This window comes from Microcystis sp. LE19-131.1A (assembly GCF_027532015.1).
GTDB lineage: Bacteria > Cyanobacteriota > Cyanobacteriia > Cyanobacteriales > Microcystaceae > Microcystis > Microcystis ichthyoblabe_A.
In genome coordinates this window covers 1-12,316 of record NZ_JAPZSS010000306.1, presented here as the reverse complement: position 1 = coordinate 12,316, position 12,316 = coordinate 1, and the positions used below count along the sequence as shown (strand labels likewise).

Here is a 12,316-nt window from a genome sequence, read left to right as displayed (position 1 = left end):
TGCCTCTGGGTGAAACTGCACCATAATATCAATATCGCTGTCGGGGCGAAAGTCATCGCGCAGGACAGAGCCGAAAAGGGCAAATTCCATCACTTGCCAGCGTTGGCAGAAATCAGCAATTTTTTCTGTCGGCAGATCGATGGCAACGCTAGACATCTTCAGTTCTCCTCCTTGGGTTTCAGATTGAAGACCGGGGTTGGATGCCCGATTCCAGCATAACAACCACTTGTGAAATACGATCAATTGGTTCTGGACAGCGCTGCAAAAGTCGCGCAATTTCAAGGACTGGGCGCAACAAGCCACTGGGCGGTTTTTCTTGTTTGAGGATGCGCCGAAGATTGGCAATGCCTGGTTCTGCTTGACCGAGAGCAACCGTATAAAGAGTACGATAGAGCCGGTACAATTGAGCATATTCTCCGTAAAGCTGCAAACCTTGCTCCCAGGTGGCTCTGGCGGCAGTCAAATCTCCGCGCAGTGCCTGGAGTAACCCCATACTTAAAATTCCGTTGCCGTAGTAGGGGTTGATTTGGAGGGCAGTAGTGAAGTTTGGCTCGGCACGATCGAGATCTCCTTGTAATAGGAAGAGAATACCAAGATCCCTGTATGCATTTGCATATCTCGGATTAAGTTCGATCGCCATCTGAAAGGATGTGATCGCATTCTCCCACTGCTCTAATTGACGATACAGGCATCCTAGATTGTTATGCGGAGTTTCATTGGTAGCATCGATCACCATCGCTCGTTGAAAAGCTGCAATTGCCTCTTCATAACGCCCAAGATCGTGGTGTACCATGCCTAAATCACTATGGGTGATACTGTTGAATTGGGATTTAGAATCAAGGGCGATCGCCCGTTCGTAGGTCGCAATGGCTGATTCGTATTGCCCCATATCGTGATAGGTCCAGCCCAATCTTTGCAGGTGAGAGATCGCCACCCACGACGAGTTTCCTGCAAGCTTGATCGCACGGTTACAGGCAGCAATGGCTTCATCGTAGCGCCCCGCTTTTTGATAGGCATCCCCCAGGGCATTGTATGCCCAATAACTCTTCGGTTCTTTCTCAATCCACTGCTGTCCATAGGCGATCGCCTCATCATATCGCTTGAGTTCTGTGTAAGCATTCAATAAATTAAATTCAGAAAACAAGGTAGTGCTAATATCCAGCTTGAGATAGATTGCGATCGCCTCTTCGTAGCGATTTTGCTGGTAGTAGAGATCGCCCAAATTCTCAACTAAATCTAAACTGGTAGGATCAGAAAGTTCAACCGCTGCAATACCCTGAGCAATTGCCCTTCTAACGCTGCTGTTTTTATGATTCAGTGCCCGTTCTTCCAGCCAAGCTTTCACCTCGGCACTGTCCTTCCAGAGCGTGATCATTTTTTGGGTGATTGGTTGAGGCTCTTTATTCTCTTCGACTGCTGTTTTGAGCTTGTGCAGCAGTTGTTCGGAAACAGAGGGAATCTTGGTTTTGCCACTGATCTCGGCGTAGCAATCGGCTGCGAACAGGAGAAGGGAAACACTGTCGTTATCGGCTTGAATATCAATCAAATAGGAAACGATCGCTCCAGCAAACTCCGCGTCAATTTTTTCATTGCCAATAATCAATCGCAATACCTCGTGCCAGGATTTGTCCTGCCAGTGGCTCTCAAATACTTCTCTTTGTAGTTGTTCCAGGGTTAATCCCCCTTCAGTTCCTCGCTTACTAAAGCGATCAGCAAATTCAGTTGCACAAAAATATTCCAGAAAGGTGCGATGAACAAAACCGAAATAGTCATTGCCAACATGACAAATAATAAAATCTCGTTGACGTAATTGGTCGATCAGTTTTCCCGCAACCTTCAACGGATTGGGTATCTCCCGCGACCTCAGATAAGCAGTCAATTCTGCCTCCAGTGCATCGCGATGGATAAGATTTCCTTTTAAACCCTCTTGGCTAGACTGCATATAAAAGGCAACGCGGCGCAGCATAGCTTGTTTAGCCCGCAAATCGACATCATCTAGAGTCAACTGCATTTTCTTGTAGTCAATGTCCCAGTGGTGCAGCAATACCTTGGAGGATTCCTCATACAGGTCTGCTCGCTTGCGGGGTAGCTCTTGCTTGCGGTTGAGAATCGCCATCATCGTCAACAATAAGGGGTTTCCTGCCAGTTCTCGAATGGCGGTCGAGTCTTTAATCGCTGTTTGTAGTCGTTTGCGGATCTCTGAGCGCTCGTGGTCAGTCTCATCCACCAAGGCTAACCGATGCCATTTCTGCACAAAATCCCGAATCTGCGAATCATTCAAATCTTCTAGGGTGAAATGTCGAAAGTCCGCATTTTCCAGCCTTCCTGAGTTGTAGCCAATAATCCGCGAGGTGACAATCACACGCGCACGCTTATATTTGTTGGTAAAGGCAATAATCTCTGTAATTACCCCATCGCGAATATGAGCATCGAAAATCTCATCCAGACCGTCAAACATCACCAGCGCATTGCCCAATTCCAACTGCTCATGTAACTGCAATTGATTCAACTCGCAAATTTTGCGCTTACCCTGATGAAAAAACTCCAGAAAATCCTTGGGCTTATTTTCATCCGTCACATACTGACGTAACTCAATCAGTAATGGAATTTGAGCCGTCGGGTTTTCTGCCCAATCCAAGGCCAGATACTGCAACAACGAGGATTTTCCTGCTCCCGGATCACCCAGAATCACCGCGTAGGGACAATCGGGATCGCGCAAAATCTCCAGCACTGGATGCACAGGTTTTTCCAGAAATAATTGCCTGTACTGCTCCCATTCGTCAGGGGAAACATTCTCAGGCTTTTGCTGTAATCTTTTGGGGAATTCATACCTTGATGGCGGTAATGCTTCCCGCACATTCTGTGGTACAAAAATACTCCATAATCTGACTTTGTATTGGCTATAGGTGATATCAACGGCATTCAGTTTCAATCGATCATAGGTTTCGCGCAGACTTTCGCAATAGCGCTCCAGATCGAAATCTGGCACCACACCAGCTAACTGCTGCGTCGTCTGATTTATGTCAACCAGTTGCTTAGTGGCAAATAACTCCTTTAACTCCTGAGACTCACCAATCATGTCCTCAACGCGGTTTAAATAAACCCGTCCAATTTTCCCCCAGCTAAACTCTTCGGGAAGATTTGGCAATTGCATCTCAGACCAGACTGCTCTCAAGCTCTTGCCATCCAGTGCTTGACATCCCGGCTCAAATGCTTTTGACAACCAGGATTTGACCGCTTTATGGCGAATAAATTTTTGCAAAGCAGGATTGTACTTTTGCAGGTCTGCTTTTCTCATACCGGATGCTTCTAATTCTTGTTGCACTAGGTAGAGAAACTGAGCGATCGCTTTTCCCATTACTACAGCAAGTGCATCCTTCTGGAATCGCCTAATACCAGACTTGAGAGAATCCTTGAAAAAATCTTTGACAAAGTCTTCTCCCGCTCCTTTTGTCAGATCCCCCAAGACCGTTCCCAGGTTTTCAAGCACTGCCCCAAAGGCGAATCCTGCTAACTGTTTTGCTCCCCATAGCACTAGCCATTCCATCTAGTTTTTCCCTCTAAAAAAGCACTAAAAACCAAACTTCGATCTTATGCAACCACAGCCCCTACAGGTCTTGCATCAATCTTAAGGGGCGAATATTTTTTGGCCTAACTACATATTATGGGTCAACTTTCTGCATAATACTCTATTTAGGCGTGATCACAAGAAGTTTTCCCCATATCACGCCCAAAAGCTTGTTAGCCAGATTAGCATATTGCCAAAAACCTTGTTTAACTAAATTCCTGACAACAAGCTAAAATAACAGGAGTTTTCCGGGATTCTAGGAAGATAGAAACTAAGCACATCAAAGCTTTTAACTTAACCAATTAGGTTTTAGATTCGTCCCTTGTTATCAGATGTGAGTTTTCAGGCTCTTCTAGGTTCTGTGTGATAAGTTTAACTTACAATCAATATGATCGATCGATCTTTGTGTCCTTTGTGTCTTTGTGGTTCGTTCCACCCCCTCGCTAGGAAGAATGTATCTTAGAATACATTTTACCCACCAAACCTGGGAGAGCCGCTAAAAGTAAGACGCGGCGAAAAAATGCCAAACAACCCTTTTAAAATGTCAGTGAGTCAGCCTTAGAGCGCCTTAGAGGAGAGCATCTCACCTTTGTAACCCATATTCCGTACTGGTTAAGAGGAGGTAAAAAATAAACTCAGAAATAGCGACGGAATAGCTACAATCAAATCAACCAGTCACTCACCTGACAATGACTCAACTAACCGTTAAAAATCCCGACCATTTAGGCATCATCGCCGCTATCATTGATGAGCTAGGTATTGTGGACTATATGAATCAACAACTTGGAGAAAAAGACACCACCCACTCACTTAGGAAATCACCATGGAACTTTATCAACGAATAGCCGATTTTTATGACTCCTCTAGTGGACTATGGGAAAGGATTTGGGGAGAACATATGCACCATGGTTACTACGGTCGCGGCGGCAAGATTAAACTCGATCGCCGTCAGGCACAAATTGATTTAATAGAAGAATTATTAACTTGGGGTGGTGTCACCGGCGCTAATCAGATTCTCGATGTCGGTTGTGGTATTGGTGGCAGTAGTCTTTATCTGGCCGAAAAATTTCACAGCCAAGGAGTGGGGATTACCTTATCCCCGGTACAAGCCGCTAGAGCCAGCCAAAGAGCGCAAGAGTTCAATTTAGAAAAACAAGTGAGTTTTTGCGTGGCTGATGCCCTAAAAACCCCCTTTCCTGAGAATAATTTTGATCTGGTCTGGTCTTTGGAAAGTGGCGAACATATGCCCGATAAAAGGCAATTTCTGCGGGAATGTTATCGGGTTTTGCAGCCTGGGGGGACTTTTTTGATGGCTACTTGGTGTCATCGTTCCACCACTTCCCTGGCTGGTAATTTAACGGAAGGAGAGATTAAACTATTAAACGAGATTTATCAGGTTTATTGTCTGCCCTATGTGATTTCTTTGCCAGAATACGCCGATATTGCCCGTGACATTGGCTTTCAAGACCTAAAAACCGATGATTGGTCTCTATCGGTGGCCGCTTTTTGGGATGTGGTGATTGATTCGGCCCTAACCCCAGATGCGATCGCAGGTTTGTTAGCCAGCGGTTACACTACTATCCAAGGGGCTTTATCTTTAGGGTTAATGCGGCGCGGTTACGAGTCGGGTTTAATTCGTTTTGGCTTACTGCAAGGGAAAAAATAAAGGCTGATCTCTCCATTTCTTTTTAACAAAACTTAACAATTATTGGCAAAATTTTGCTTGCTTTTCTGGGGAGATTTTGAGATAATATTTCTAAAAGATTTTATTCATAATGGAAGTATTGACAATCATCTAAGTTGGCACAGATTCCCATTATAAAAAAAGCATAACGCAAACCGCCGCCTAAGTCAAGCCCTTTCCCATACTTATGGGTGCGAATTTCCAGAAATCAAAAAAAAGGCTTTGGTGGGGGGCAGTGATCAGGTAGAACTGGGGAACGAGATAATCTTCAAGCAAGATTCTGTATTTCTAAAATTCTACACTTAGGTTTTCCTAAAATGGCTCAGGGCAGATTTGAACTGCCGACCTTGGGCTTATGAGTCCCCTGCTCTGACCAACTGAGCTACTAAGCCGTTGTTTACACAGTTATCAATCATAACACATAATCACCCAATTGCACAAGAGCAAAAAAGGGAAGATTTTTTCTTCCCTTTGGGGGCATCTTTAACGTCTGCCTGGCAGGAAAGCCATAGGATTAACTGCTCCCCGGCCGGAGGGGTGAACCTCGAAATGTAGGTGGGGGCCGGTGCTAAAGCCACTGCTGCCCATCTGGGCGATCGGCTCGCCTTGCTGAACAGTTTGGCCGCGACGCACCAGCAGACGGCTGTTATGGGCATAGAGAGTGGTGCTACCATCGGGGTGACGAAGTTTCACCAGATTGCCATAACCGCCAGAATTCCAGCCGGAGGAGATTACTTCACCGGCTGCCGCCGCCACAATCGGGGTCCCCACTGGGCCGGCGATATCGATGCCGCGATGAGGTCTGCCCCAGCGCCAACCGAAACCAGAGGTTAACACACCTCTAGTGGGCCAAATAAAGCCGGTAAAAATCGGGGCGGGGTTAGGTAAATGCTCATCGGGATTAGTGAGGGGAGGAAGGGAAGGTTCTACGGTTTCGCCGACGGGAATTCGGAGGCGGTCATTATATTCTTCCACATTGGTAGGAGCCGAACCGATAATCTGTGGGGGGGTGCTTTGGTTAGAACGCGAACGAATGGCAGTCCATTGGGGATTAGGGGTTATTTGCGGCTCATCGAGGGTTTCTGCGGGATTATCGACGGGAATAGCGATACTTTTCTGGGTTTCCGAAAGGTTAGTTTCCCGCAGATTAGCCACCTCTTGGCGCAATCTTTCCCGATAGCTGCCGGTGATATTTTCGGGGAATTCTTCCGTCCCCGTGGTGGCAGTTTCCGCGGGCGGATTTTGTCGATTGCTGGGGTTAAAGGACAACCTAGGGCGATCGCCGTCCAAAGGGGTAAGATTTTGATTAACTCTAGCGTTGGCAGAGCGATCGGGAACCACTAGGGTTTGATTAACTTTAATCCGGTTGGGGTTGTCAATGCCGTTTTCCCTAGCTAATTCGGCGGGGGTGATGCCGAGAGCGCGAGCGATCGTGTTTAAGGTATCTCCTGGCCGAACCCGATAAACTTGGTTTTCTGGGGGAACTATGACCCGAGGATTGGGAACGGCGGGAATTTCAGTCACAGGAGCCGGATTTCGTAGGGCAACGCTAGGAATTTCCGGTCTGCTGGTTAAGGGAGGATTAAGGGGAATTGTGGCTATCGGGCGATCGCTTTCAGGGGTGGGAACGGGAATCGGGATCACCTGACTGGTTGGTCGGGGGAATTCTTCGGGAGCAATAACGGGAATCTCGACGCTAGTTGGCGAATTATCGGGAACGAGAGCGGTAGTTTCGGTGACGATTACCGTTTCCCCGGAATTGGACTGATGGGGGTTTTCCTCGGTTCGCAGGGCGGCCAAACTTTCTTGGAGACGTTGACGGGTTTGACGGAGACTAGCAGAGGAACTATCCAACTGCTCAGGAGTTGCTGCCGGGGCTGCCGGGGGCAACTGCTCAGGAGTGGGAATTTTTAAGGTTTGTCCGATAATCAAATCGGATTGGGGGGAGAGATTATTGCGGGCAGCGATCGCTGTGGGGGTGGTTTGATAGCTGTCGGCTAAACTCCACAGGGATTCTCCCGGTTTCACCTGATGCTCAACCACTGATGTGGCGATGAATTTGACGGTGGCGAGTGCTTGGGATTGGATTATTTGCGGTTCTTTTAGTTCTTTACCCGCAGCTTTGGCTTTTTGGGCCAGGTCAATCACTTCCCATTCTAAGGGTACAGAATTGGCGGCCTGGGCTGATTCTGAGGTGGAGTTGAGAATGCTAGGTACTCCCAGAGAGAGTGCTAATCCCAGTAGAGCAACTGAGTAACGGACTCGGTTAGACTCAGCGGTGCAATTCTGTTCTGGGGTAGCAGATGTCATGGGGTTGTGGATAAAAGTCTCTTTCAAACAGACCTCCTGTGGTGTAAAGAGTTAGCTAGAGCCAGTGGATTAAGCCGATGGGTCTAGCTTTCAGCATTAGCCTTGAGGCTAGAGTAGAAGTTAAGCAACTTTACTTTTTAGTCAAAATACCTAAAGGTGACTTTTAGGTGAGATTAACTTAGATTTTGAAATTATGCAAGTCTATCTCTGACCATTAGCACCGGGATCACGGCAAGTTGGTGACATTTTGAATGTCCAGATTGACGATGCTCTATCTCAGATGTTCCAAGCTGATCAGCATTTTTAGTCCTGCCAATTTTTGCCAGTTTTTTGATAGAAAATTTTTATCGGTTTTGCCGTTTACTAAAGAAATTATTAATGATTCGCCGCTCGCAAGGAGCAATGATGGCTATTGGGGGGGCAATAATTAGGGTTTGCCCAAAAAGTTTTTCGTGGGGTGTGGGGTGTGGGGTGTGGGGTGTGGGGTTTTACCGAGAAAAATACGGGGCGTTGATGTCAAAACAAATACAGCCTAACGCCTACCGGCTCTTCATAGAAATTCCCCAAGCTAGAGAAAATTATTGGGATGAGCCTCAAAGATATTATTGATGCGTTACCTGCGGGTTTTTGCACCCGACAAGAGCGGTGATCGTACTATCCTTATAGTTGGTATCCTAATGTTATCAACACAACATCTTCTAGTTGAGCTATTGTTTCAGTCCTAAGTAGTCCTAACCGCTGAATTAAACGGGTCTTATCTAACACTCTAATTTGAAAACAAAGTGCGACTGAATCCTGCGATAACCCGCCATCTCCCTGTCTAATCAACATACAGATTGGTAATGAAGCACGGCGTTGGTTTGTCGTTAGGGGAATAGCAATGGTTGTTGTGGAAAATTGAGAAACAATATCATTTTGAAAAATAATGATAGGACGAATACCTGCCTGCTCAAAACCTTGAGCAGGATTGAGGTTTGCTAACCAAACTTCCCCACGTTTAAGCTGTTCAGTCATTGATGATCTTCCTGAGCAAGCATCACTGCATAATCATCCATTCCAGCTTCGGCAAAGATACGGTCTTCCTCGGCGAAATCAGTCGCAAGGGAAACAAGTTGACTAGGATCGAGAATGATCCGGCGGCGTTTATCTTGGAACTTGAGAAAGGCAATGAAGTCAGCAACTTGCTGAAGTTGATCATTAGTTAGTTGGTCAAGGTCTTGCTTAAGAGCTTGGCGAGTGACTGGCATAGCAGCGAGTTAGAAGATTGTAAGCTTTTAATCTATTTTACCTTTTTCGTCCCTGAAACTGAACCTCTCTATTTTAACTTAAGCGATCGCATTTTCAGAAATTCATAGTTCTAGAGTAGCCCAAGTCAAAAAAGCCAAACATCTTCAACTTTTGATAACTGCTCTGAGTCCAGTTCACCTAATACCAATCGATTTTAGTTTTGATCCCCCCTGCCCCCCTTGATAAGGGGGGAATCTGATAATTTTTAACGACTACCTACTTAACTCTAGGAAATGACAGGTTTCAATCATTTAATTAAAAAGAATACACGGCAGTTTTGATATTTTGGTAGTTATCATCTAGATCTGATTCTAGGAGAATAATCGCAGTAATTCTTCTCGTCATCTCGCTCACTTCCTGCACTTCTGCGATAGTTAATCCCCGTCCTAATAATTTTTCCTCGCGATAACTTAGCCATTTTTTAATGACTTGATAACCCCCGATAGTATATTCCCAAACCCGGGCCGGTATATTTTGCCAATAGGCTCGATCATTGAGATAAATATCATAGGTTGTCGTTCCTAATAATTTTCGCATTTCTGGGCTAATTACGCTCATTTCTGCGGTTGTATATTGTCTGGCGATCGCTTTTCCTTTACCCGGCATTGTCACACCATTTTTACCCCCATGTCCCCAACCGACGTTAATAATTAAATCCCCCTTATCTGGGTTTAAATTTCCCCCATCAGTGCAGGAAATCAAGGCGATTTTTTGCAGTGCAGGGGTCGGTTTTTTGGTGACTCCTATAACGGGGTTTTCTGTGTCTAAAAGAGATGCGATCGCTTGTCCTAGTTGGGCAGATTTAATTAATAATTCTTGGCTATTAGGAAGGGGAATCCTTGGGAAGTCTTGACGAATACCGTCGGCATTTTCCCCAAGATACAAGGGAGAGTACCCAATCGCTAACGAGTGCAGCCAAATTAAGGAGGCATTCTCGATATTTTCATCAAGATTATTAATACCCAGTTGATTTAAGTATTGACGAGATTTTTCTGAAAGATTGGCTGTTAGAGTGGTGTCGATAAATTCTTGTGTATTGAATAGTTGCTTTGAATATTTTTGTGTTTTTTGCTTACTTTCGGGTTTAAGTAAAATTGGAAAATGTCTTGCGTGTCCAGATATACAATCATAGTCACAAACTAACTTAGAAAAATAAAATGGAGAACCTTCTGGAGATTTATCCGCAGTATCACGAGATATGAAAAACGAATTTAAAATAATCTCTTTTTGTGCTAATAATTCAGGACTGGGACGTGAAAAAAGAGGTTGAATTTCACTATCTAAATAGGCTAGGCGAATATCAAAAGGCTTAAAAGGATAGGGAATTATTTTATCTGGTTTATAACTAACATTATCTCTCAACTTTGCTTTTCTGCTTTTTTCGGCTTTAAACTCACCTGAAGACTTCATCCAACGAGGGGCTATAGCTTCTATCTCTTGATCGGTTTTATTGGGGTCTAAATATAATTCGATTAATTCCAATTGATTACGATCTGTCTTATAGACAATTAAAGAATTACCTCTCCTTTCTACTGGTCCATTAAAAGGCATTATTTTACATAAATCTGTTAACTTTGGCCATGCTAAATAGTGAGAAGAAACATCGGAGGGACGGAAAGAATAACGATTAGATTGTTCTGGGTTAGAGACTTGATACAAAGAATCAAAATCTTGATTATTTAAGCTTTCTAAAAGTTGTGACCTTCTTTCAACTGCTTTAGCTGCATCAATATCATCTCGAAATAAGACTTTAGTTCCTTGCTGAGAACTATTTTTCAACCAAAGAGAAATCACCACTCCCTGTTGAATTCCTGCTGAGAATCCGGGTATTGAGAAAATTGTCTCACTGGTTCTACCATCGGGTGCATATTCAGAAATTTTGCGATTTCCGTGCATATTTTCGATCCAGAACTTATTGAAATTCTTTAATAGATTTTGTCTCAAGACAACAAAAGAAGGTTCACTAACCCAAGAATAGTTAGAAATATAACAAACAACCCCTTTACCGGTATTTTCTGAAATACATCTTTCTGCTAAACGAAAAAAGCGCACATATAACTCATCCAAATTAAACTTTTTAATCCCCCAATCGGAGATTAAACCCTGTTTATACACTTCCACTAAACCCGCTTCTTCTGCGGGACTGGTTCCAGCAAAAGCATTGTAGGGAGGATTACCGAGAATAACTAAAATCGGTTTACCGCGCTTAACTTCATCGGCTGCTTCTCGTTCCTTATTTAACTCTGGAAAACTCAATTGTAGCTGTTGAATTTTCTGTTTACTTTCCTCATCGGGGGGTTGCCAACCGGTTAAAGCATTAGTCAGATAAATCCCCACCCGTTCACTATCTTCTATTAAAGGTACACCCAAACTTTGCAGGAATAAACCTAATTGTAGATGAGCGACGACAAAAGGAGCGGTTAAAATCTCGAAACCGAAAATTCTTTCTATGGCTGCTTTTTTCACCAAAGCCATGGCTAAAGCACCCGCCCCATTTTCCTGTAAAGTATCGGTAATATAGCGCAAAACCTCGACTAAATAAGCACCAGTTCCACAGCAAGGATCGAGAACATAAACATCGGGATTAGCTAAACCGTCCTCGATATTTAATTCTTCTCGCAAAACTCGATCGACTCGCGCTACCATATAGCGAACAATTTCCGGAGGAGTGTACCAAACTCCCAATTCTTTGCGTAAATCAGGATCAAAAGCTTGCAAAAATGGTTCATAGAAATACTGTACCGCTTGTCCCTCATCGAATTGACGAAAAAACTCCTCTCGTCGCACTCGATTTAAAGCTGCACCAGTCCAATTCAAAACTTCTACTAATCCCAAAGATTTTAACTTACTCGGTGCGGCGATCTGCTCAAATAGGATCGCTAACATGGGAACATGGAGATTATGGGCTGCGGATTTCCAATTGAACTTATCCTCTTTATCCTCGCGATTGAGGTTTTCCTTGTGCCATAATACCCAAGCGGAGAATAAACCATAAAAGAGGGTTTGCACGAGGGTAGAACGAAAAAATTTATTCCCCTGTTCCCGTTCAAATTTGATACCTAGGGCATTTTCTAAAGCTTGACGAATATTGGCCAGAGCGGGAAGATCAGAATGATGTTCTAAGCGTGCTTTTGCGTCCCGCGCATAGGAAGCAAGAAACCAAGCAACATCGGCAGGTGAGGTGATAGGAGCCGCCTGTAAAAGCACTCTCTTTAGGTATTCTAAGAGGCTATCACCGTGTTCGGCGGCGAATTTGGATGGATTTGAGGTTTTTAGCCAAAACTCGGCTTCTGACGGGGCTAAACTATAGGCTTCTAATTCTACCGGTTGACCTTGGCTATTGCGACCGATGAGCAGAAAATCGCGATAATTGCTGACTAATACTTGACCGTATTTTTGCCAGTATTTTTGTACTTGCTCGCTGGCGGCGATTTTTTTGATATCTTCTCTGGTTCCCTTAATCTCGA

General features: G+C 44.5%; 8 protein-coding genes and 1 tRNA gene. 2 read left to right on the top strand and 7 right to left on the bottom strand.

Annotated elements, in window-relative coordinates; translation table 11 throughout:
- On the bottom strand, positions 1–156 hold a 156-nt coding region (locus tag O9323_RS21340), incomplete at its 3' end, for a nucleotidyltransferase family protein (protein WP_288125726.1).
- 22 nt (positions 157–178) lie between these two features.
- Positions 179–3,547 (bottom strand): NACHT domain-containing protein, encoded by a 3,369-nt coding sequence (locus O9323_RS21335; RefSeq protein WP_149106454.1) that lies wholly within the window; start codon positions 3,545–3,547, stop codon positions 179–181.
- 710 nt (positions 3,548–4,257) lie between these two features.
- On the opposite strand from O9323_RS21335, the gene O9323_RS21330 reads away from it, so the two are divergent.
- Both O9323_RS21330 and O9323_RS21325 read left to right on the top strand, forming a co-directional pair.
- Positions 4,258–4,413, top strand: coding sequence for a DUF4277 domain-containing protein (locus O9323_RS21330; RefSeq protein ID WP_002742273.1), 156 nt, complete (start codon positions 4,258–4,260; stop codon positions 4,411–4,413).
- Positions 4,392–5,234 (top strand): methyltransferase domain-containing protein, encoded by an 843-nt coding sequence (locus O9323_RS21325; protein WP_288125725.1) that lies wholly within the window; start codon positions 4,392–4,394, stop codon positions 5,232–5,234. Before O9323_RS21330 ends, O9323_RS21325 begins: the two co-directional genes overlap by 22 nt.
- Before the next feature lie 336 nt (positions 5,235–5,570).
- Here the strand turns inward: O9323_RS21325 and O9323_RS21320 are convergent.
- The 5 genes from O9323_RS21320 to O9323_RS21300 all read right to left on the bottom strand — a co-directional run.
- A tRNA-Met gene (locus tag O9323_RS21320) sits at positions 5,571–5,644 on the bottom strand.
- 91 nt (positions 5,645–5,735) lie between these two features.
- A complete protein-coding gene (locus O9323_RS21315; RefSeq protein ID WP_288125724.1) occupies positions 5,736–7,562 on the bottom strand; it encodes a peptidoglycan DD-metalloendopeptidase family protein in 1,827 nt (608 codons plus the stop codon).
- A gap of 660 nt (positions 7,563–8,222) precedes the next feature.
- Positions 8,223–8,576 carry a type II toxin-antitoxin system PemK/MazF family toxin gene (locus tag O9323_RS21310; RefSeq protein WP_002752027.1) on the bottom strand — a complete coding sequence of 118 codons (354 nt, stop codon included), beginning with the start codon at positions 8,574–8,576 and terminating at the stop codon, positions 8,223–8,225.
- Positions 8,573–8,809, bottom strand: a complete 237-nt coding sequence (locus O9323_RS21305) for a hypothetical protein (RefSeq protein WP_002737182.1) — start codon at positions 8,807–8,809, stop codon at positions 8,573–8,575. The genes O9323_RS21310 and O9323_RS21305 overlap by 4 nt, the downstream gene beginning before the upstream one ends.
- A gap of 295 nt (positions 8,810–9,104) precedes the next feature.
- On the bottom strand, positions 9,105–12,316 hold a 3,212-nt coding region (locus O9323_RS21300; protein WP_288125723.1), incomplete at its 5' end, for a type ISP restriction/modification enzyme.

Bases quoted from the DNA above. Each gene is read 5' to 3' on its own strand.
- O9323_RS21335 (WP_149106454.1), bottom strand. From the start codon at position 3,547: ATGGAATGGCTAGTGCTATGGGGAGCAAAACAGTTAGCAGGATTCGCC.
- O9323_RS21330 (WP_002742273.1), top strand. From the start codon at position 4,258: ATGACTCAACTAACCGTTAAAAATCCCGACCATTTAGGCATCATCGCC.
- O9323_RS21325 (WP_288125725.1), top strand. From the start codon at position 4,392: ATGGAACTTTATCAACGAATAGCCGATTTTTATGACTCCTCTAGTGGA.
- O9323_RS21315 (WP_288125724.1), bottom strand. From the start codon at position 7,562: ATGACATCTGCTACCCCAGAACAGAATTGCACCGCTGAGTCTAACCGA.
- O9323_RS21310 (WP_002752027.1), bottom strand. From the start codon at position 8,576: ATGACTGAACAGCTTAAACGTGGGGAAGTTTGGTTAGCAAACCTCAAT.
- O9323_RS21305 (WP_002737182.1), bottom strand. From the start codon at position 8,809: ATGCCAGTCACTCGCCAAGCTCTTAAGCAAGACCTTGACCAACTAACT.